We start from the raw sequence: 22,373 nt of genomic DNA, 5'->3' as shown, positions 1-22,373 counted from the left end.
GGCCGCTAATCGATGCCGCCGAGACCCCGTTTTCTTTGGCGCGTTCTATCGCGCGCATTCGCGCACGCAATTCATCCAACTGCGAACCGCCACGACCGGGCGAGGGCTCGCCACCCTGCCCGGCCGTGCCGTCGACGCCACCACCATGGCGCCGTCCGTCATCCCGATCGGAACTCATTGACGACCTCCGCGAGGATCAATCCTCGCTGACGGCCTCTTCGCGCGGTGCGTCGCTGGGGACGAACTTCTCGCGCAGTTGTGCTTCCAGGCGCGCGGCGACCTCGGGGTTTTCCTTGAGGTACTGACGCGCGTTCTCCTTGCCTTGGCCGATGCGCTCATCGCCGCAGCTGTACCAGGCGCCGGATTTTTCGACCAGCTTGGCTTCCACGCCCATGTCGATCAGCTCGCCTTCGCGCGAGATGCCTTCGCCGTAAAGGATTTCGGTGACGACCTGCTTGAACGGCGGGGCGAGCTTGTTCTTGACGACCTTGATCTTGGTCTGGTTGCCGATGATCTCGTCGCCCTTCTTGATCGCGCCGATGCGGCGGATGTCCAGGCGCACCGAGGCGTAGAACTTGAGCGCGTTGCCGCCGGTGGTCACTTCCGGGCTCTGGCCCGGCATCATCACGCCGATCTTCATGCGCAACTGGTTGATGAAGACCACCAGGGTGCCGGAGCGCTTGATGTTGCCGGTCAGCTTGCGCAGCGCCTGGCTCATCAGGCGGGCCTGCAGGCCGGGCAGCTGATCGCCCATTTCGCCTTCGATCTCGGCCCGGGGGGTCAGCGCGGCGACCGAGTCGATGACGACGATGTCGACCGCCGCCGAACGCACCAGCATGTCGGCGATTTCCAACGCCTGCTCACCGGTGTCGGGCTGGGACAGCAGCAGGTCGTCGACGTTGACACCCAGCTTGGCGGCATAAATCGGATCGAGCGCGTGCTCGGCATCGATGAAGGCGGCGGTGCCGCCCTTCTTCTGGCACTCGGCGATGGCCTGCAGGGTCAGCGTGGTCTTGCCCGAGGATTCCGGGCCGTAGATCTCGACCACGCGGCCCTTGGGCAGACCGCCGATGCCGAGAGCGATGTCGAGCATCAGCGAGCCGGTGCCGATGACTTCGGCGACTTCGACCGCGCGGTCGCCCATGCGCATCACCGAGCCCTTGCCGAACTGCTTTTCGATCTGGCTCAGGGCCGCCGAAAGGGCGCGCTTCTTGTTCTCGTCCATCGCTGAATTCCTTAAGTCTGTCGTGGTGAGGGGAAGTTAGAGGACGCGGATCGCAGAGGTTGAGACCGCAGCGCCTGGAACCAAATTATCGCTCGCCGTTACGCCGGTCTGCCGGACGGCGGCCTGCCCGAGGGTCGGATTTAGCCGCGAAAACGCGCCGGAAATCGACTCGCCCAGGCCTTGCAACGCGGCCTGCGCGGCAGGCACGGCGGCGCAAGCGCGCAGCGAGCCGTAACGATCGACATTGGGGTTGAGCTTGGCCCGTCCCATCTCAGCGGTTGGGCCGGACCAGGCCGCAGTACAGGCCTTCGATGGCGAAATCCTGATCGGGCTGGACCTCGATCGGGGCGAAATCGGGATTGCGCGGCAGCAGACGGATGCGGTCCTTGCCGATCTTGAGCAGCTTGACGGTGATTTCGTCGTCGATGCGCGCGACCACGATCTGGCCCGAACGCGCATCGTGGGTGCGGTGCACGCCGATCAGATCGCCGTCGAAGATGCCCTCGTCGCGCATCGAGTCTCCCTTGACCTTGAGCAGGTAGTCGGGCGACGGGAAAAACATGTTGCGATCGAGCAGGACGTAGTTGTCGGGCTCGACCCCGGCCGCCGAGCCGATCGGCGCGCCCGCGGCGACCCGGCCGAGCACCGGCAGGCGGATCGCTTCTTCGTTGGCCGAGGCCAGCTCCAGCTCGCGCTGGCTCTGCGGCGGCGGCACCAGCACGCGGATGCCGCGCGCCCGGCCGGGCACGCGCTCGATCGCGCCGGCCGCCTCGAGCGCGTCGAGGTGGTACTGCGCGGCGCGCACGCCTTTGAACCCCAGGGCCTTGGCGATCTCGGTCTGGGACGGCGGCATGCCCTCGGCGTCGATCCGTTCGGCGATCAGCGCGAGGATGGCTTGCTGGGTGTCGGTGAGATTCATGGTTAGTATTATTACTACTAACGAACGGTGGCGACAAGTCCTTTCGTCCGGGATTTATTTGACACAGTCAAATAACTGCCTGAAATTGGAGACCCGCACCCAGCCGCGTATACCGACATGGCCACCGACGTCGAAACCGCCGAAGTCGATTCCGTCCGCGCCTTCAACCGCTTCTATACCCGCCGGATCGGCGTGCTGCAGGAAGACCTGCTCGACAGCCCGTTTCCGCTGACCCAGGCGCGGGTCTTGTTCGAACTGGCTCAACGCGAGCCGCTCGCGGCGCGCGAAATCGGCGAAACGCTGGGGCTGGATCCCGGCTACCTGAGCCGGATCCTGCAAACCTTCGCCGACGCCGGCCTGATCGAGAAAACCCGGTCCGAACAGGACGCGCGCAGTTTCGTGCTGACTCTGTCGGCGCAGGGACGCGAGGCTTTCGCCCTGCTCGATCGCAGCTCGCACCAGGCCACCGCGGCGATGCTGGTGGCGCTGTCGCCGCTGCAACGCGACCGGTTGTTGCGCGCGATCGGCGAAGCCGAACTGGCGTTGTCGCCGCAGACCGTGCCGGCGGCGCAGCGGGTGCTGGTTCGCGAGCATCGGATCGGCGACCTGGGTTGGGCGATAGAGCGGCACGGCCGGCTGTATGCCGACGAATACGGTTGGAACGCGGACTTCGAAGCGCTGGTGGCGACGCTGTTCGCGCGTTTCGCCAGCACCCGCGACCCGGAGCACGAGCGTTGCTGGATCGCCGAACTCGACGTCGAGCGCATCGGCTGCGTGTTCGTGGTGCGCAACGCCGACGATGCCGATGCTGCGCAGTTGCGTTGTCTGCTGGTCGATCCGCGCGCTCGCGGGCTCGGCGTCGGACGGCGTCTGGTCGAGACCTGCATCGAGTTCGCGCACGCGGCCGGTTATCGGCGAATGTTGCTGTGGACCAACGACGTGCTGAGCTCGGCGCGGCGCATTTACGAGAGCTGCGGCTTCGCGCTGATCGAGGAAGAACGCCACCACAGTTTCGGCCAGGATCTGGTCGGGCAGGTGTGGGCGCGCGAGTTGGATTGAAATCGGGCGGTGGGGCGCGCGGCGGCCGGTCTGCCTCGGCGCGCTGATGCAAGCCGGCACGCGGGACTTCGGCTTGAGACGCGGCGGCGGGTGTCGGGGCTGAAGCCCCTCCCACAAAAGCCGGCGGCGGGTCTGTCCTGCTTCATCGCCCTGCTTGCTTCATCGCCCTGCTTGCTTCATGGCCTGATTGCTTCATGGCCTGATTGCTTCATGGCCTGATTGCTTCATGGCCCTGCTTGCTGATGGCCCTGCCCGCTTCGTGTCGCTGCCGGGCTTCGGGTATCGCGCCGAAAGCGCGCCGCGGGCGTTTATTCCGGTTTATCCCACCAGCGCCTGCATGCCCAGCAGTGCGGCGGCCACGCTTTGGCGGCGAACCGATTCGCGATCGCCGTCGAAGTGGAAGACCTCCGCGCGCGGATAGCCGCCGCGGCGCTTCCACGCGATCCAGACCGTGCCGACCGGCTTGTCGTCGGTGCCGCCGCCCGGGCCGGCGATGCCGGTCACCGCGACCGCGACGGTCGCGCCGGTATTGGCCAACGCGCCGGAGACCATTTCGATCACGGTTTCGCGGCTGACCGCGCCGTGCTGTTCCAGGGTCTGCGGGCGCACGCTCAGCAGCGCCTGCTTGGCTTCGTAGCTGTAAGCGACCAAGCCGCACTCGAACCAGCCCGAGGAGCCGGCGATATCGGTCAGGGTCTTGGCGATCCAGCCGCCGGTGCAGCTTTCGGCGGTGACCAGCATGTGGTGATTGAGGCGGGCGGCCTCGCCGATCTGCTGGGCGAGGTGCTGTAAGGCGGTGTCGGAGGCGTCCTGAGTCATGGCGCCACTATAACGGGCGACGGCGGCATGGCTTTGCCATGGCAGTCCGGATGTGTGCCGGCGCGCCGCTGGGACGATTCGGGAGCGGTCGATTACGTCGTTGCTCAGATTCGCGGCCGCGGCTCGCGCCGCTTCTGCATGAGCGGACATGTAGTGCTGCGCCCGGTGCAGGAGCGGCGCGAGCCGCGACCGCGAATCTGAACCACGACGAAAGCACGCAACCCCGCTCCCGTCACGCCGCAAGCGGCATGACGGGAACGCTCGCCGAGACAAGACTCAGTACATCACTCGGAACGTCACGCCATAAGTACGCGGTGCGCCGAGGAAGGCGTTCCACGAACCGGTCTGCAACGGCGCGTCGAAGCCAACCTGTTTGTACTCCTCGTCGAACAGGTTCAAGGCCCAGGCCTCGACCATCCAGCGCCGGCTCTTGGCGCCGATGCCCAGGCGCGCGTTGACCACGGTGTAGGCCTCCTGGCCCTTCTCCGGATCCAGGTCCGAACCGGTGTTGTAGTCGGAGGAGTACTTGGCGCCGATGTTGAAGCGGCCGATCAGGCTGGACGCGAAATCCCATTGATAGGTCACCGACGCCGAGGCCGACCACAGCGGCGCGAAGCTCGCGCGCGCGCCGGGCAGCTTGGCCAGATCGGCATCGGGCAAGGGATCGTCGCCGTACTTAGTGTCGGCGTACATCAGGCCGCCTTGCAGCATCAATCCCTTCAGACCGGTCTGCCACAGGATTTCGGTGTCGATGCCTTGCGAGACCACTTCGGGAATCGAGCGCACCACGAAACTCGTGCCGAGGAAGCTGTTGAGCTGGAAGTCGCTGTAGGTCTGATGGAACAAGGTCGCGTTGAGCAGCAGGTTGCCGTCGGCCCAGGTGGTCTTGGCGCCGAGCTCGTAGCTGTCGACGAATTCGCCCGGGAACGAGGTGTCGTTGACCGGAGCGATGCCCGCGGTGCCCGACGACAGGCCGTTGGAGGACTGCACACGATCGAGGTTGAAACCGCCGGACTTGTAACCGCGCGCGGCCGAGGCGTAGCCCATGACATGCTCGTTCCAGCGGTACGCGGCCTTGAGCGTGCCCGACCATTCCTTCTCGTCGCGCTCCTGATTGGTCACCCGGCCGTTATGCAGGGTGTTGGCCCAAGGCAGGCACATGAAGCCGACCACCTGCTGCACCAGCGCCGCACGCGCCGCCGCCGGCACGCCGCGCGCGGCCAAGGCCGCGCCGACCCGGGTCGGATTGGCCAGCGCCGCGCCGCAGCCCAGGCCGCCGTTGGGGTTGCTGTAGACCGAGTCGAGTTCCTTGTTCTCCTTGGTGTAGCGCAGGCCCAAGGTCAGATCGAGCTGGTCGGTCGCGTGCCAGGTGTTGTTGGTGAACAAGGCCACGCTCTTGCTGTTCTGCTGATAGCGGTCCAGCGCGCCGAGCCCGGCGAAATTGCTGCCGAACGGCTGGCCCGAGGCCTGCGACAGGAAGGTCGCAGCATTGGCCATGTTGACGGTGCCGGGCGGGAAGCGCGCGGCGATCTGGCTCAACACCGCGGTCGACAGATACGGCTCGTAATGCGCGCCGAGGCTGTAGGAATCGTTGCGCTTGAGATCCTCGTCGGCGTAGAACAAGCCGACCATCCAGTCGATCTTGTCGGTCGATCCGGTCAGGCGGAATTCCTGGCTGAACTGCTTGAAGCCGGTGAACGATTCGTTCGGATCGGCGTCGCGATAGATCATGTCGGCGCTGGTGAAATCGAAGTCCAGGCCGTTGATCGCCTGCCAATCGCGCGAGGCGGTGATCGAAGTCAGGGTGGCGCCGCCGAACCACGGGGTGATCCAGTTGACCTCGGCCGACAGGCCCTTGTCCTTGATGTCCTGGGTGGTCGGCCGGTTGCTCCAGGCGCGGCGCGCGAACGGATCGGCCACCGGCGCCACGCCGATGCCGCCGACCAGACCGTTGATGATCGCCGAGGTCGGCCCGCGCACCGTGGTCAGGCCGACGCAGCAGTTTTCCTCGCGACTGGTGTAGTCGGCGATGAAGTTGATGTCGAGGTTTTCGGTCGGTTCCAGCAGCAACTGACCGCGCAGGGTATGGAAGTTCTGATCGCCGTCCTCGCGCTCGGCGCGCGGGCCACGGCCGACCTCCACGTCGGTGAAGCCGTCGCGCTTGCGCTTGGAGCCGTAGACGCGGAACGCCGCATTCTCGCCGATGGTGGTGTTGAACGAACCGGCCGCGCCGACCGCGCCGTAGTTGCCGATGGTGAGCTCGCCTTCCACTGTGGTGTCGTAGCTCGGGCGGCGGGTGATCACGTTGATCACGCCGGCCGAGGTGTTCTTGCCGAACACCGTGCCTTGCGGGCCCTTGAGCACTTCGATGCGCTCGATCTCGCCCAGATCGCCGAAGCCTACGCCGTTGCGCGGCCGGTACACGCCGTCGATGACCACGCCGACCGACGATTCCAGGCCGGCGTTGTCGCCGACCGTGCCGATGCCGCGGATGCGCGCCACCGTCTGCACTTCGCTCTGGGTACTGCTCACCGTCAGGCCCGGCACCAGCACCTGCAGGTCCTTGACGTCGCGTACGCCGGTGTCTTGCAGCAGTTGTTCGGGCAAGGCGGTGATCGAGATCGGCACGTCCTGCATCGCCTCCTCGCGTTTTTGCGCGGTGACGGTGAGGCCGGCCAGAGTCTTGGCCTCCTCTTCCTGCGCCGGCGCCGCGGCTTGTTGCGCTTGCGCGTTTGCGGCGAGCGCGGCCAAGCCGAACGCGACAGCCAAGGACAGGGACTTGCGACCCGGCGAGCGAGCGATCATCTGGTATTCCCCCAATTGAAAAACGTTTCGTCGAAAACGTTCGGACTTCGATGTCTGCGATGTGATGACGATGGTGCGTCCTGCTGCGCGCCGGTTCCCGGACCGGCGCACGCCGCGCGAGGCACCCACGTCGTAAACGCAGTCGGCGGGCGACTGCGGCCTTTCTGTGTCGCGGGTAACGAATGCGCGTCCGGAAATTAGCATGACCACGGCACAGGTCATGCGGCGTCGCAACACCGTTGTGTCGGCAACTAATCGCGCCGCGCGGCCGCGCGAATAAAGGAACGAACGTTCGGGTTTTCGTGGGTTATGCGGCACATGAGCGGATCGCGGAGTTCTTGTGGGAGGGATTTCGGTCGCGGCTGTCGAAGCGGTGCGTCCGCAGGGCGAAACGCGGCGATCGGATCGCGTCGGGGCTGAAGCCCCTCCACAAAAGACTTCGTGGCTTCGCATTGATCGTGGCGTTACACGATCTCTTTGCGGGCTCGATCGAAGAGCTACATAACTTGGGAAGGACTTCAGTCCTGGCCCTCGAAGCGCTGCGCTCCAGGGCGGAACGCGGCGATCGGATCGCGTCGGGGCTGAAGCCCCTCCCACAAAAGACGTGCGGCTCTGCGATCGACCCCGTGGAGGAATATTGTGGCGCCAAGATTGGTGCGAGGCCGCGAAGTCTTTTGTGGGAGGGGCTTCAGCCCCGACGGTCGAAGCGGTGCAACACCCGAAGGGATACGACAATCGGGACTATCGGCGATTGAAAGCCACGACGGAATCCTCGAACTCCAAATACAACACGCACGCGGCAGCGGCCCGCACGATGCGAGCCGCTGCCTCAGCGCCGACGATGCCGCCGGCTTACCCGCGCGCCAAAGTCGACTTGCCGAACAGGCTTTCGACCAGATCGATCGCCACCAGCGCGGTGTGATTGTCGCGGTCGAGGATCGGGTTGAGTTCGACGATGTCGAGCGACCCCATGCATCCGCTCTCGGCGATCATCTCCATCGCCAACTGCGCTTCGCGATAGTTCGGCCCGCCCGCGACCACGGTGCCGACGCCGGGCGCGATGCTCGGATCGAGGAAGTCGACGTCGAAGCTGACATGGATGTGGGTGTTCTCGTCGACGCCCTCGAGCGCGTGCTCCATCACCTTCTTGATGCCGATGTCGCCGATCTTGCGCATGTCGTACACCGGCAGACCATGGCGCTTGATCAGTTGCTTCTCGCCGGCATCGACCGAACGCGTGCCGATCTGGCGCATCTCATCGACTTGCATCGCCGGCGCCTCGCCGCCCAGGTGGGTCAGCTCGCGCGGCCCCAGTCCGATCAGGCAGGCCACCGGCATGCCGTGCATGTTGCCGGTCGGAGTGATGTCGTGGGTGTTGAAGTCGGCGTGCGCGTCCAACCACAGCACGCGCAGTTTCTTGCCTTGCTCGCGGCAATGTTTGGCGACCGCGGTGATCGATCCCAGGCCCAGGCAGTGATCGCCGCCGAGCAGGATCGGCATGCGGCCGCCGCGCAGTTCGGCGCCGACCGCATCCATCACGCTCTGGTTCCAGGCCACCACTTCGTCCAGATGCCGGTAGCCGTCGACCGGTTCGGTCCAGGGATTGGGCGGGCCGTCGAGATTGCCGCGATCGGCCACGTCCAGGCCGAGTTGATGCAGGGCTTCGCGCAGGCCGGCGATGCGCAGGGCTTCCGGGCCCAGACGCGCGCCGCGCGCGCCGGCGCCGATATCGGTCGGCGCGCCGATCAGCGTCACCGAGATGGTGGGGGTGCTGCTCATGCGGGTATTCCTCGAATGCGCGCGGCGGTCCACGCCGCGCGCGATGGTGATGGCGCAAAGAGGCCGGGCGGGCGCGATCGCGACGAAGCCGCGCGCACCGCCATGCGGTGGCGCGGATCGCGATGCGGTCGCCCTGCCCGCCGCGGGTTCACTTCTCCACGAAAGCGCGCTCGATGACGTAGTCGCCCGGCTCGCGCGTGCGCGGCGAGGGCTTGAAGCCGCGGCCTTCGAGCAAGGCCGCGGTGTCTTCGAGCATCTGCGGACTGCCGCACAGCATCACCCGGTCTTCGATCGGGTTCAGCGGCGGCAGGCCCAGGGTCTGCGCCATCAGTCCGTCGGCGATCGCGTCGGTGATGCGGCCCTGATTACGGAACGCTTCGCGGGTAACGCTGGGGTAGTAGATCAAGCGCTCGCGCACCAGATCGCCGAGGAACTCGTGTTCGGGCAGTTCGCGCTCGAGGAACTCGGCATAGGCCAGATCGCTGATCTTGCGCACGCCGTGCGCCAGCACCACCGTCTCGAAGCGCTCGTAGGTGAGCGGGTCGCGGATGATGCTCAGGAACGGCGCCAGGCCGGTGCCGGTGCCGAGCAGGTACAGCCGCTTGCCCGGATTGAGGTCGTTGAGCACCAGCGTGCCGGTGGGCCGACGGCTGACCAAGACCTCGTCGCCGCTGGCGATGTGACGCAGGCGCGAGGTCAGCGGGCCGTCGGGCACCTTGATGCTGAAGAACTCCAGATGCTCTTCGTAGTGAGCGCTGGCGATCGAGTAGGCGCGCATCAGCGGCCTGCCGTCGATCTCCAACCCGACCATCACGAAGTGCCCGCTGTCGAAGCGGAAGCCCGGATCGCGGGTGGTGCGGAAGCTGAAAAGGCTGTCGTTCCAGTGTTTGACGTCGATGACGCGTTCGGTCGCCAACTGCATCGTCGTGACTCCTTGTTATGGGCATATTCCGTGAGCGACGCCCGCGCGGGTATTCGGTCACCCGGCGGACGCACGATTGTCATTAATGGCTGCCATCGCGGATGGCGCGCGCCGCGGCTCGCGGACGAATGGCGGACTCAATACCAGCACATTATCTTTCGTCCCGGTGGACGGATATTCAAAAGAATGATCCGCGTCACTGGATATTCGGGCCTGCTTCTTTGACTGCGACTTGAGCTTGCCTTGAATATGGCGCCCTGAATAACCCTTGGCGCGGGCAAGCGCCCACATTCGGCTGAAACAATACGGAAACGTATTAACCCGGCCGCCCGATGAAGTTACCGCGAGGGTCGCATGGACGATTCGCTGGCTTGCTGCGCGCCAATGAAATCAAAGCCTTATGCCATAGCGCTTACGGCTCGAAATGGCTTCGGCGGCGCCCGTCGCAGTATCGCGCCGAAACCCGCTTCGCGGATTGAATCTGATAATGGAGCGCACCGATGAACGAATTATCGGATTCCCGTTCCGGGCTGCCGGAAGGTTCGCGTTCCGAGTGTGACGCGGGCGCCGTTATCGCCCCCTCCCCACTGCCCCCGGCATTGCGGAATGATGAAAACCGCACCACGGTCACGCCGACCCGGATAAACAAGTTCGATTTTCTTCGTTATCTCGCTCACCCGATATTATTGGCGGCGGTTGTTATCTACGTAATAAGCGCATTCGCGCGCGGGTGGAATCTTGGAACCGCCAGCATGGGTTTCCTGGTGATCACCATCGGTTATCTGGCCGCGCTCGAGCGGCTGATCCCCTACGAGCGCGCGTGGCTGCCCTCGCGGCGCGAATGGGGCCTGTACGGCGTGTACTTCCTGCTGACCATGATCGGCGGCGCGCTGGCCCAGATCCCGGTGATGGCGGTGGTCGGGCGGATCGCGCCGCTGCATCCGGTGTTGCCGTTGTGGGCGCAGATCCCGCTGGCCTTGCTGCTCAGTTCGCTGGCCAGCTACGCGGTGCACCGCGCCGGCCACGACATCCCGCTGCTGTGGCGACTGCACGGCGTGCACCACGTGCCCGACAAGGTCAACGTCGGCAACAACGGCGTCAACCACATGCTGGACATCGTCCTGGCGCAGTTCTTCGTGCAGGTGTCGTTGGCTGCGATCGGCTTTTCCGAGCACGCGGTGTTCGCGGTCGGCATCTTCATCATCGCCCAGGGCTATTTCGTCCACGCCAACATCGACGTGCGGCTGGGTTGGCTCAACCACGTGCTGGCCAGTCCCGAACTGCACCGCATGCACCACAGCAGCGACAAGGCCGAGGCCGGGCATTTCGGCTCGGACCTGTCGATCTGGGACCGCTTGTTCGGCAGCTACACCTGGCATCCGAACCGGCGCCCGCGCGCGATCGGCTTGTTCGATCCGGGCTCGTTCCCGCGCAACGGCGCGATCTTCTCGACCCTCATCCACCCCTTGCGGCCGCGGCGCAAACCGCCGCGCGCGCAGCCGTGAACCGATCCGACTTCCGCACGCACCCCACCCTTTACGCCGGCCACGTAATAACAAGGACTCGATCATGACGGACTCCAGCAAGAAGACTACCTCCAGCGAGGCTCCGAGCAATGACGCCGCGCTGCACGCCGCCTCGGCCGATGCCGCCGCGAACGCAGTGCCGACCGCGGCCTGCGACCGCATCGCCATCGTCGGCATCGGTTGCCGCCTGCCCGGCGGCGCCAGCGATCACCGCGGGTTCTGGCAGAACCTGATCGAGGGCAAGGACTGCCTCACCGATACGCCGCTCAACCGCTACGACGTCAAGACCCTGGGCAGCAGCGACAAGAGCAAGCCCGGCCGTCTGGTCGGAGGTCGCGGCGGTTACATCGACGGGTTCGACGAATTCGATCCGGCCTTCTTCGGCATCAGCCCGCGCGAAGCCGACTACATGGATCCGCAGCAGCGCAAGCTGCTGGAAGTGTCGTGGGAGGCGCTCGAAGACGGCGGTCTCAAGCCCGCCAGCCTGGCCGGCCAGGAGATCGGCGTGTTCGTCGGTGCGTTCACCCTGGACTACAAGATCGTGCAGTTCGCCGATCTGAGCTTCGACACGCTGGCCGCACACACCGCCACCGGCACGATGATGACGATGGCGTCCAACCGCATCTCGTACTGCTTCGATTTCCGCGGCCCCAGCCTGTCGATCGACACCGCCTGCAGCTCCTCGCTGGTCGCCGTGCATCTGGCCTGCCACAGCCTGCGCCGGGGCGAAACCAGCCTGGCGTTGGCCGGCGGCACCCTGCTGCACATGACCCCGCAGTACACCATCGCCGAGACCAAGGGCGGGTTCTTGTCGCCGGAAGGCAAGTCGCGCACCTTCGATGCGGCCGCCAACGGTTACGTGCGCGCCGAGGGCGTGGGCATCGTCGCGCTCAAGCGCCTGGACGATGCGCTGCGCGACGGCGATCCGATCTATGCGGTGATCGTCGGCACCGGCGTCAACCAGGACGGCCACAGCAACGGCATCACCGTGCCCAATCCCGATGCGCAGGTCGCGCTGATCAAGCGCGTGTGCGCAGAGGCCGGGATCGAACCGGGCAGCCTGCAGTACATGGAAGCGCACGGCACCTCGACCCCGGTCGGCGATCCGATCGAAGCCAAGGCGCTGGGCCGCGCGCTGGCGATCGGGCGCAAACCCGGCGACAAGTGCTACGTGGGCTCGGTCAAGACGAATATCGGCCATACCGAGGCCGCCGCGGGCGTGGCCGGCTTGATCAAGACCGCGCTGGCGCTCAAGCACAAGACCATTCCGCCGCACATCAATCTCAAGACCGTCAATCCGCAGATCGACCTGGCGTCGATGCCGTACCAGATCCCCACCGAAGTCACCGCGTGGCCCGAACATGAAGGCCCGGCGCGCGCCGGCGTGAATTCGTTTGGCTTCGGCGGCACCAATGCGCATGTACTGTTGGAAGAAGCGCCGGTGCGCGACGCGGCCGACCTCGCCGCATCCGGCGATACCGCGCGCGCGGCCGGCGTGAGCGGCGGCTACAACATCCTGCCGCTGACCGCGCGCGATGCGGCGGCGTTCCCCGAACTGGTCGCCGGCATCCGCAAGGAACTGGCGCGCACGGGCGACCAGGCGATCTCGCTGGACGATCTGGGCTACACCCTCGCCCATCGCCGCCAGCATCTGGAAGCGCGCCTGTCCGTCGTCTACGACAGCCGCGAAGCCTTGGACGAACGCCTGGCCGCATTCGACGACGGCCAGGCGCATCCGCACATCCTCGCCGACGAACGCCGCGGCGCCGCCGCGCCCAAGCTCGCCTGGGTGTTCACCGGCATGGGCCCGCAATGGTGGGCGATGGGCCGGCAGTTGTTCGAGCACGATCCGGTCTACCGCGAGGTGATCGAGCAGTGTGATCGCGAGTTGTCCAAGCATGTGGACTGGTCGCTGATCGAGGAGATGAACGCCGCCGAAGCCGATTCGAAGATGAGCGACACCTGGCTGGCGCAGCCGGCCAACTTCGCCGTGCAGATCGCCTTGGCGGCGATGTGGCGCGCCAAGGGCGTCGTGCCCGATGCGATCGTCGGCCACAGCACCGGCGAGGTCGCCGCGTTCTACGCCGCTGGCGTGTACACGCTGGAACAGGCGGTGAAAGTGGTGGTGCATCGCAGCCGTCTGCAGCAGACGCTGGTCGACACCGGCACCATGCTCGCGGTGAGCCTGTCCGAAGCCGAAGCGCTCAAACGCGTGAAGCCCTACGGCGATCGTGTGTCGGTGGCGGCGATGAACAGTCCTACCGCCATTACCTTGGCCGGCGATCACGACGCGCTGGCCGAACTGGCCACGCAATTGCAGGCCGAACAACTGTTCGCCAAGTTCCTGACCGTGCGCGTGCCCTACCACAGCGCCAAGATGGACCTGATCAAGGACGAACTGCTGCAGTGCCTGGACGGCCTGGCGCCGCATAGCGCGCAGTTGCCGTTGTACATGACCGCCAAGCCCGGCATCGCCCAGGGCCATGAGCTCGACGCGAACTATTGGTGGGAGAACGTGCGCAACAGCGTCGGCTTCCGCGCTGCGATCGACGCGATGGCCGACGACGGCTACGAGTTGTTCCTGGAGATCGGCCCGCATCCGGTGCTGGGCCATTCGATCAACGAATGCTTCACCGCGCGCGGCCTCAGCGCCAAGAGCGTTCCCTCGATCCGCCGCCAGGAAGACGAGGCCGCGCGCTTCGCCGCCTCGCTGGCGAGCCTGCACAACCTGGGCGTGGCGATCGACTGGCAGGCGCTGCATCCGCGCGGCCGCCAGATCACCCTGCCGCGCTATCCGTTCAAGCGCGATCGCTACTGGGTGGAGCCGCGCGCGGTCGAACAGATCCGCCTGGGCCAGCTCGATCATCCGCTGCTGGGCCGGCGCATGGCCAATGCCGAGCCGACCTGGGAAGCGCGGCTGGATGCCGAGCATCTGCCGTATCTGCAGGACCACCGCATCCAGGGCAACGTGTTGTTCCCGGCTGCTGGCTACATCGAAATGGCCGCGCAGGCGGTGCGGGCGATGACCGGCGGCGCCTCGGCGGCGATCGCCGACATCGAGCTGCGCAAGGCCTTGTTCCTGCCCGACAGCGAGGCCATCAGCGCGCAGCTGTCGTTCTCCTCCGACGGCGCCACCTTCAACGTTTCCACCCTCGGTGCCGACGGCCAAGACCGCACTCTGCATGCCAGCGGCAGCATCCGCGCGAGTCAGGGCCGGCGCGACGGCGCGCCCTTGGACGTGCGCGCGGTGCGCGAACGCAGTCCGCTGTATCTGGCGCGTTCGGCCTGCTACGACGCGCTGGCCGCGATGGGCTATCACTACGGCCCGGCGTTCCAGGGCATCGAAGAGGTGTGGGTCGGCCAGGGCGAAGCCTTGGCGCGTATCGCGCCGACCGAACAACTGCAGGGCGGCGCGGCCGATCATCACTTCCACCCGGCCATGCTCGACGCCTGCTTCCAGGCCTTGCTGACCCCGCAGATCCTGCAACGCCAGAGCGGCGGCGCCGGCGATACCGGCATCCGCCTGCCCTTGTCGATCCAGGAAGTGCGCACCGATGCGATCGGCGATCGCGCCTTGTGGGTGCACGCGCGGATCACCTTCGACGGTGGCGACGAACTGATCGGCGATATTTACGTTTACGACGAACACGGCGCCCCGCTCGGCCGCGTCACCGGCTTCCGCGCCGCCAACGTCGAGAACGCCTCGGCCAAGGTGAGCCTGAGCACGATCGACAACTGGCTGGCCGAAAGCCAGTGGATCGAACTGGCCGATCAGCCGACCACCGAAGACGCCGGCGAAAGCGACGGCTGGCTGATCTTCGCCGACGAGAGCGGCGTGGGCGACGAGTTGGCCGCGCTGGCCGCCGACCGCGGCGAGCGCGTGCATCTGGTGCGGCCCGGCAAGCGTTACAAGCTGGAGAAGGATCTGCGCGAATCCTCGGTGACACCGGGCGCGCTCAAGGATCTGCAGCGCCTGTTCGCCGATCTGGACAAGAGCGGCGTCGGCCGCTTCGGCCACATCGTGCACCTGTGGAATCTCGATCAGCCCACGCTGGATGAAACCGACGCTCGCGGCCTGCAAAGCGGCAACAGCCGCGGCGCCTACTCGCTGATCGCACTGAGCCAGGCGCTGACCTCAGCCCATCCGCACGGACGCCTGCACATCGTCACCCGCGGCACCCAGGCGGTGACGCGCCTGGAAGCCGTCGAACCGCTCGGCGCGCCGGCCTGGGGCATCGGCCGAGTGCTGTGGTATCAGGAACTGGTCGCGCAGCGCGGCAAGCTGATCGATCTGCCGCTGATCGCCGACCACGACCCCGCCGTGCGCGTGGCCGAGGCGTCGCAACTGCGTCGCGAAGTGCTGTTGTCCGACGAAGACGAAATCGCCCTGCGCGGCGGCAAGCGCTACACCCATCGCCTGCTGCCCGCGGCGGAACTGACCAAGCCGCTGCCGCTGCGCCTGCGCGCCGACGGCGCTTACCTCGTCACCGGCGCATTCGGCGCGCTCGGCCGTCTGCTGTGCCGCACCCTGGTCAAGCGCGGCGCGCGCAAGCTGATCCTGGTCGGCCGCAGCAAACTGCCGCCGCGCGCGCAATGGCGCGACACCGATGCCGACACCACGGTCGGGCGCAACGTGCGTTTCCTCAAGGAGCTCGAACGCCTCGGCGCCGAGCCGATCCTGGCCCAGCTCGACATCACCGACGAAGGCGCGCTGCGCGGCTGGCTGGCCGATTACCGCCAGCGCGATCTGCCGCCGATCCGCGGCGCCTTCCACTTGGCTGGCCAGGTGCGCGACACCTTGCTGGCGGAAATGGAACGCGACAGCTTCGATCCGGTCTACGAGCCCAAGGTGGTCGGCGGCTGGCTGCTGCACAAGTACCTGGCCGATCAGCCGCTCGAACACTTCGTGCTGTTCGCCTCGATCGCGTCCTTGGTGACCACCGCCGGCCAGAGCAACTACGCCGCCGGCAATGCTTTCCTCGATGCGTTGGCCCATCACCGCCGCGCCCAGGGCCTGCCCGCGCTCGCGCTGGACTGGGGCCCGTGGGCGACCGGCATGATCGAAGAACTCGGCCTGATCGATCATTACCGCAACAGCCGCGGCATGAGTTCGCTGTCGCCCGACGCGGGCATGGACGTGCTCGAACGCGTGATCGGCCAGGACCGCGCCCAGTTGCTGGTCGCCACCGTGGTCGACTGGCCCATCTTCCTGGCCTGGTACACCTCGCCGCCGCCGCTGGTGACCGAACTGGCCAAGCACGGCTCGGGCCATACCAGCAACGAACACGGCAGCTTCGTCGATGCGTTCCGCGACGCCGACACCGAAGGCCGCTGGGCGCTGCTCAATGAGCGCTTCCACGGTTTGATCGCACAGGTCATGCGGATCAAGCACGAGCAGATCGACACCGGCGCCAGCCTCAACGCGCTGGGCCTGGATTCGCTGCTGGCGATGGAACTGCGCGCGCGCATCCACACCGAGCTCAAGGTCGCGCTGCCGGTGGTGACCCTGCTCAGCAGCTCCACGATCGGCGCGCTGGGCGAGCAACTGCACGCCGCGCTGATCGAACTTGTCGCCGCCGGCGACGAGGACGACGGCAGCTCGCAGTTCATCGCCCACACCGATGAAACCCGCTACCCACTGACCCAGAACCAGAACGCGCTGTGGTTCCTCAAGCAGCTCAATCCGGACGGTTTCGCCTACAACATCGGCGGCGCGGTCGAGGTGCGCACCGAACTGGAACCGGAGCTGATGTTCGAAGCAGTGCGCGCATTGATCGCGCGCCACCCGCTCCTGCGCGCCAACTACATGCTCGATGAAGGCCACGCAGTGCAGAAGATCTCGGCGCAGGCCAAGTACGACCTGGCCCTGTTCGATTCCCAGGACAAGAGCTGGGACGAGATCTATCAGCAGATCATCCGCGAGTACCGCAAGCCCTACGACCTGGAACACGATCCGCTGGTGCGTTTCCGCTTGTTCAAGCGAAGCAATGATCGCTGGGTGATCATGAAGGCGGTCCACCACATCATTTCCGATGCGATCTCCACTTTCACCTTCATCGAGGAATTGTTGGCCATCTATGAGGGCCTGCGCCGCGGCGAGAAGGTCGAACTGGCGCCGGTGCGCTCCAAGTACCTGGACTTCTACAACTGGCAGAGCAAGTTCCTGGCCGGGCGCGAAGCCAACAAAATGCTCGAGTACTGGAAGAGCCACTTGCCCGAGGAAGTGCCGATCCTGGCCTTGCCGACCGACAAGCCGCGTCCGATCGTGCAGACCCACAACGGCGCCTCGGAATTCTTCACTCTCGACACCGAGCTGAGCGCGCGCATCCACACCCTGGCGCGCGAGAACGGCGTGACCGTGTTCATGGTGTTGCTGGCCGCCTACTACGTGCTGCTGCATCGCTACACCGGCCAGGACGACGTGATCGTCGGCAGCCCGGTGATGGGCCGCACCCAGGAAGAGTTCGCCCAGGTCTACGGTTACTTCGTCAATCCCTTGCCGCTGCATGTGAACCTGTCCGCCCAGCCCAGCGTTGCCGAACTGCTGGCGCAGGTGCAGCAGATCGTGCTCAACGGTCTGGACAACCAGGAGTATCCGTTCGTGCTGCTGGTCGAAAAACTCGGCCTGCAACACGACCCGAGCCGCTCGGCGGTGTTCCAGGCGATGTTCATCCTGCTCTCGCACAAGGTCGCGACCGAGAAGTACGGCTACCGCCTGGAGTACATCGAACTGCCCGAGGAAGAAGGCCAGTTCGACCTGACCCTGTCGGCTTACGAGGACGAAGCCGACCAGCGCTTCCACTGCGTGTTCAAGTACAACACCGACCTGTTCCTGGCCCAGACCGTGCAGCGCCTGGCCGGGCACTATGTGCATCTGCTCGATGAGCTGACCCGGGTTCCGGCGGCGGCCTCGATCGCGCAGTTGCAGTTGCTGGGCAGCGACGAACGCCGGCAAGTGCTGGAACAGTGGAGCGGCGCGGACGAAGCCGCCGAAGCCCTGCGCCCGGTGCACCAGTTGATCGGCGAGATCGCCAAAGCCAAGCCAGACACCATCGCGGTGGCGGCGCCGAGCGAAGCCGGCGATACCCGCCAGCTCAGCTACGGCGAACTCGAACGCCGCTCCAATCGTCTGGCGCGCAAGCTGCGCGAACTCGGCGTGGGCGACGGCAGCGTGGTCGCACTGTGCCTGGACAAGTCGCCCGAACTCATCGTCACCCTGCTCGCGGTGCTCAAGGCCGGCGGCGCGTACCTGCCGCTGGATCCGGACTACCCGGCCGAACGTCTGGCCTACATGGCCAGCCACGCCGGCGCGCAGTTCGCGGTGGTCGATGAAGAGCGTCGCGAACGTTTGACTGGTTGGAACGGCGAAGTGCTCACGCCCGACGATCTGCATCTGATCGCCGATGCCGACACCGATGCCTCGCCGGTCGATTTCCCAGTCGCGCTCGACGATGCCGCCTACGTCATCTACACCTCCGGCTCGACCGGAAAGCCCAAGGCGGTGCGAGTTACCCACGCAAACTTGGCCTCGGCCTACGCCGGCTGGGAACGCGAGTACCGCCTCGACGAGACCCAAGCGCATCTGCAGATGGCGAGCTTCTCTTTCGACGTGTTCGCCGGCGATCTGGTGCGCGCACTGTGCTCGGGCAGCACCCTGGTGCTGATCACCCGCGAGCTGCTGTTCAACACCCAGCGCCTGTACCGGATCATGCGCGAGCAGCAGGTCGATGCCGCCGAGTTCGTGCCGGCGGTGGTGCGAGGGGTCATGGACTACTGCGAACGCGAAGGCGAGCGCCTGGACTTCATGCGCCTGCTGATCGTCGGCTCTGACGTGTGGAAGGTCGAGGAGTACCGGCGCCTGCGCGCGCTGGCCGGACCCGACACGCGGGTGATCAATTCCTACGGTCTCAGCGAAGCCACCATCGACAGCACCTACTTCGAGGGCGATGCCGCCGACCTGGAAGCCAGCCGCATGGTGCCGATCGGCCGTCCGTTCCCGAACAGCGCGCTGTACATCCTCGATGCGCAGCGCCAGCCGGTACCGGCGGGCGTGCCGGGCGAGTTGTGGATCGGCGGCGGCGGCGTCAGCGCCGGTTACGTCGGCGACGACGAACAAACCGAGCAGCGCTTCCAGAGCCTGCCGCTGGGCCGCGACGGCGAAAACCTGCGCGTGTACCGCAGCGGCGATCTGGCGCGCTGGAGCGCCGACGGCGAAGTCCAGTTGATCGGACGCGCCGACAATCAGGTCAAGGTGCGCGGCCATCGCGTCGAAATCGGCGAGGTCGAATCGCACCTGGCGGCGTGGCCGGCGATCGGCCAGACCGTGCTCAGCGTGCGCGAAGACGCGCGCGGCGAAACCGCGCTGTGCGCCTACTGCGTCGCCGCCGAACCGGGCGAGGTCTTGAACTGGCGCGCGCTGCGCGAGCACCTGGCCGCGTACCTGCCGACCTTCATGATCCCGACCCACTACGTCCAGCTCGACGCGCTGCCGTTGTCGGCCAACGGCAAGGTCGATGTGGCCGCGCTGCCGGCGCCCGACGCCGACGCCCAGGCCGAGTTCGAAGCGCCGGTGACCCTGTACGAACTGCGCATGGCCGACCATTGGAAGCAGTTGCTGGGTCTGGAACAGGTCGGCCTGCAGCACGACTTCTTCGAGGTCGGCGGCAGTTCGATCAAGCTGATCGAACTGATCTACAACCTGCAGACCGAGTTCAACATCGCCATCGCGGTGAGCCAACTGTTCAAGGTCACCACCTTGCACGGCATGGCCAAGACGGTCGAAGCGATCAGCTTGGGCCGGGTCGCCGGCGCGCAACCCTATCTGCGCTTCAACCAGGGCCAGAGCCACGAGCAGACCATCTTCTGCTTCCCGCCGGCCGGCGGCCACGGTCTGGTCTACCGCCAGCTCGCCGTGCACATGCCCGAGTACGAGTTCGTGTCGTTCAACTACATCCTCGGCGACGAGAAGGTGGCCAGCTACGCCAACCTGATCGAATCCATCCACGCCCCCGACGGCCATTGCACCTTGTTCGGCTATTCGCTGGGCGGCAATCTGGCCTTCGAGGTCGCCAAGGAACTCGAACGCCGCGGCCGCGAAGTGCCCAACGTGGTCATCATGGATTCCTACCGCATTCCGGAATCCTTCGAACTGGGCAACGAGCATTTCGAAGCCTTCGAACGCGAACTCACCGAGCATCTGCGCAAGCACACCGGTTCGGACGTGCTGGCCCAGGACACCTTGGAACAGGCCAAGGACTACATCCGTTTCTGCAGCCGCACCCCGAACCTGGGCACCATCGCCGCGCCGGTCAGCGTGATTTCCGACGAGGACAAGCTGGTGTTCTACGGCACCGGCCAGCGCGGCACCTGGCATGGCAGCTCGACCACCCGCAGCCAGGTGTACAAGGGCTTCGGCAAGCACGCCGACATGCTCGATCACAGCTACATCGCGCTCAACGCCGCCTTGGCGCGCGACATCCTGGTCGGAGAGCAGGCCCATGTCGCCTGATGCCGGCACCGAAGCCGACGCCCCCGCGCCGGCGGGGGCGCAGACCCGCTCGGGTCCGGACTGGAGCGCGCGAACGCGCGCTCCAGGCGCCAGGCCCCGGGTCATCATCATCGGCGCAGGCATGGCCGGCATGGCCACCGCCATCTATGGGCAGATGAGCGGGCTGGAAACGCGCATCTTCGAAAAACACGTGCTGCCCGGCGGTTGCTGCACCGCGTGGTCGCGCAAGGGCTACATCTTCGATTACTGCATCGAGTGGCTCAACGGCACCGCCGCGGGCAACAACGCCAATCAGGTCTGGCGCGAACTCGGCGCGCTCGACGGCAAGACCGTCAAGAACTTCGAGTTGTTCAACAAAGTGGTGGACGAACACGGCCGCGAGGTGCGCTTCTACAACGACCCCGACCGTCTGCAACAACACCTCACCGAGGTCTCGCCTGCCGACGCGCCGCTGATCAAGGCCTTCTGCGACGATCTGCGCCGTTTCACCAAGCTGGCCCTGCATCCGTTCCTCAAGCCGCCGCCGCTGGAGAACTGGCGCGAAAAACTCGCCACCCTGCGCCAGGTGCTGCCGGCGTTCCGGCTGTTCTGGCGCACCGGCGCGGCGCAGATGGGGCCGTACGCGGACCGCTTCGCCGACCCGCTGCTGCGTCGCGGCTTCCGCAATATGTTCTTCCAGGATCCGCAGAACTTCGCGGTATTGCCGTACCTGTACAACCTCGCCGAGGCGCATAACGACAACGTCGGATTTCCTCAGGGCGGCTCGTTGGGTTTGTCTCGTTCGGTCGAGGAACGTTATCTCGCGCTCGGCGGACATATCGCTTACCGCACCCGCGTCGACAAGGTACTGATCGAGGACGGCCGCGCAGTCGGCGTGCAACTCAAGAACGGCGAATGCCATTACGCGGACCACGTGGTCGCCGCCTGCGACGGCGTGTTCACCCTCAAGCAACTGCTCGACGGCAAGTACAGCAATCCGCGCCTGGACAAGCTGTTCAACGATGTCCTGCATCGACCGGGCGAGCGTTATCCCGGCGTGGTCTCGGCGTTCGTGGGCTTCGAAGGCGACGTCCCGGCGAACGAATCGCACAGCACGACTTATCTGCTCAGCGCCGAGGACGCGGCCAAACTGCCCGGCGGCGACCAGGGCAGTGTGGTGGTGCAACTGCGTTCGCGTTATTCCGACGGGTTCGCGCCCCCGGGAAAGTCGGTGATCCATTGCACCTACTTCAGCGACTTCGACTATTGGAAGACCCTGCGCAGCAGCGACCGCAAACAGTACTGGGCCAAGAAGCGCGAGGTCGCGCAGTTCGTGCGCGAGTTTCTGGAGAAGAAATACCCCGGCATCGGCGAGCGCATCGAGCTGGTCGACGTCGGCACGCCGGCCACCACCGAGCGCTATACCGGCAACCACAAGGGCGCGATCCTGGCGTGGAAATCGCCCGATGCCGACGATCTGCTCGCCGAACTGGTCAAGAAGGACCGCATGCGCCTGCAAGGCCTGCGTGGTTTCTCGATGGCCGGGCATTGGATCAACGGCGGCAGCCTGATCAAGGCCGCTTCCAGCGGGCGCTTCGCCGCGTTGTACCTGTGCGAGGAACTCGGCGTGCCGTTCAAGGCCTGGGAAAGCGCCAATCGCGAACCTTGGCATCGCGACAAGCTCGGCCATCTGCCGCAACTGGACAAGGATCCGCCGCTCGAGCGTCCGGCGCGGCCGTTGCGCCTGGTCGAAACCCCGCCGCTGTCCGCGCTCGCGCCGGCACCGGCTGTCTGAGCCGCGAGGAGGCCGCACTCATGATCCAAACCTTCGC

At 66.0% G+C, this 22,373-nt stretch carries 10 protein-coding genes; 4 read left to right on the top strand and 6 right to left on the bottom strand.

Annotated elements, in window-relative coordinates; all coding sequences use genetic code 11:
• Window positions 1-196: 196 nt before the first annotated feature.
• Window positions 197-1,225 (bottom strand): recombinase RecA, encoded by a 1,029-nt coding sequence (recA, locus tag ACTOWJ_RS17750; protein WP_441335949.1) that lies wholly within the window; start codon window positions 1,223-1,225, stop codon window positions 197-199.
• Between the two features lie 271 nt (window positions 1,226-1,496).
• Window positions 1,497-2,144, bottom strand: a complete 648-nt coding sequence (gene lexA / locus ACTOWJ_RS17745) for a transcriptional repressor LexA (RefSeq protein WP_441335948.1) — start codon at window positions 2,142-2,144, stop codon at window positions 1,497-1,499.
• Between the two features lie 117 nt (window positions 2,145-2,261).
• On the opposite strand from lexA, the gene ACTOWJ_RS17740 reads away from it, so the two are divergent.
• Window positions 2,262-3,203: a bifunctional helix-turn-helix transcriptional regulator/GNAT family N-acetyltransferase gene (locus ACTOWJ_RS17740; protein WP_441335947.1), complete on the top strand. Its 942-nt coding sequence runs from the start codon at window positions 2,262-2,264 to the stop codon at window positions 3,201-3,203.
• A 318-nt stretch (window positions 3,204-3,521) separates the two neighbouring features.
• Here ACTOWJ_RS17740 and ACTOWJ_RS17735 read toward each other — a convergent pair whose 3' ends face one another.
• The 4 genes from ACTOWJ_RS17735 to ACTOWJ_RS17720 form a co-directional block, all read right to left on the bottom strand.
• Window positions 3,522-4,022: a CinA family protein gene (locus ACTOWJ_RS17735; RefSeq protein WP_441335946.1), complete on the bottom strand. Its 501-nt coding sequence runs from the start codon at window positions 4,020-4,022 to the stop codon at window positions 3,522-3,524.
• A 276-nt stretch (window positions 4,023-4,298) separates the two neighbouring features.
• Window positions 4,299-6,827 (bottom strand): TonB-dependent receptor, encoded by a 2,529-nt coding sequence (locus ACTOWJ_RS17730; RefSeq protein ID WP_441335945.1) that lies wholly within the window; start codon window positions 6,825-6,827, stop codon window positions 4,299-4,301.
• A gap of 852 nt (window positions 6,828-7,679) precedes the next feature.
• A complete protein-coding gene (gene rocF / locus ACTOWJ_RS17725; protein WP_441335944.1) occupies window positions 7,680-8,606 on the bottom strand; it encodes an arginase in 927 nt (308 codons plus the stop codon).
• Window positions 8,607-8,754: 148 nt separating this feature from the next.
• Entirely contained in the window at window positions 8,755-9,528 is a 774-nt protein-coding gene (locus ACTOWJ_RS17720; protein ID WP_441335943.1) for a ferredoxin--NADP reductase, read from the bottom strand.
• 752 nt (window positions 9,529-10,280) lie between these two features.
• On the opposite strand from ACTOWJ_RS17720, the gene ACTOWJ_RS17715 reads away from it, so the two are divergent.
• The 3 genes from ACTOWJ_RS17715 (at window position 10,281) to ACTOWJ_RS17705 (ending at window position 22,336) form a co-directional block, all read left to right on the top strand.
• Window positions 10,281-11,033, top strand: a complete 753-nt coding sequence (locus tag ACTOWJ_RS17715) for a sterol desaturase family protein (RefSeq protein ID WP_441335942.1) — start codon at window positions 10,281-10,283, stop codon at window positions 11,031-11,033.
• Between the two features lie 64 nt (window positions 11,034-11,097).
• Window positions 11,098-20,562 (top strand): HSAF biosynthetic non-ribosomal peptide synthetase/polyketide synthase, encoded by a 9,465-nt coding sequence (locus ACTOWJ_RS17710; protein ID WP_441335941.1) that lies wholly within the window; start codon window positions 11,098-11,100, stop codon window positions 20,560-20,562.
• Window positions 20,552-22,336, top strand: a complete 1,785-nt coding sequence (locus ACTOWJ_RS17705; protein WP_441335940.1) for a phytoene desaturase family protein — start codon at window positions 20,552-20,554, stop codon at window positions 22,334-22,336. Before ACTOWJ_RS17710 ends, ACTOWJ_RS17705 begins: the two co-directional genes overlap by 11 nt.
• Window positions 22,337-22,373 lie beyond the last annotated feature (37 nt).

The sequence above is a fragment of the Lysobacter sp. CA199 genome, assembly GCF_052078715.1.
Classification (GTDB): domain Bacteria; phylum Pseudomonadota; class Gammaproteobacteria; order Xanthomonadales; family Xanthomonadaceae; genus Lysobacter.
The sequence above is the reverse complement of the archived record's forward strand: the minus strand, read 5'-3'. Positions and strand labels throughout refer to the sequence as shown.

Bases quoted from the DNA above. Each gene is read 5' to 3' on its own strand.
- ACTOWJ_RS17720 (WP_441335943.1), bottom strand. From the start codon at position 9,528: ATGCAGTTGGCGACCGAACGCGTCATCGACGTCAAACACTGGAACGAC.
- recA (WP_441335949.1), bottom strand. From the start codon at position 1,225: ATGGACGAGAACAAGAAGCGCGCCCTTTCGGCGGCCCTGAGCCAGATC.
- ACTOWJ_RS17730 (WP_441335945.1), bottom strand. From the start codon at position 6,827: ATGATCGCTCGCTCGCCGGGTCGCAAGTCCCTGTCCTTGGCTGTCGCG.
- ACTOWJ_RS17710 (WP_441335941.1), top strand. From the start codon at position 11,098: ATGACGGACTCCAGCAAGAAGACTACCTCCAGCGAGGCTCCGAGCAAT.
- ACTOWJ_RS17740 (WP_441335947.1), top strand. From the start codon at position 2,262: ATGGCCACCGACGTCGAAACCGCCGAAGTCGATTCCGTCCGCGCCTTC.
- ACTOWJ_RS17735 (WP_441335946.1), bottom strand. From the start codon at position 4,022: ATGACTCAGGACGCCTCCGACACCGCCTTACAGCACCTCGCCCAGCAG.
- rocF (WP_441335944.1), bottom strand. From the start codon at position 8,606: ATGAGCAGCACCCCCACCATCTCGGTGACGCTGATCGGCGCGCCGACC.
- lexA (WP_441335948.1), bottom strand. From the start codon at position 2,144: ATGAATCTCACCGACACCCAGCAAGCCATCCTCGCGCTGATCGCCGAA.
- ACTOWJ_RS17705 (WP_441335940.1), top strand. From the start codon at position 20,552: ATGTCGCCTGATGCCGGCACCGAAGCCGACGCCCCCGCGCCGGCGGGG.
- ACTOWJ_RS17715 (WP_441335942.1), top strand. From the start codon at position 10,281: ATGGGTTTCCTGGTGATCACCATCGGTTATCTGGCCGCGCTCGAGCGG.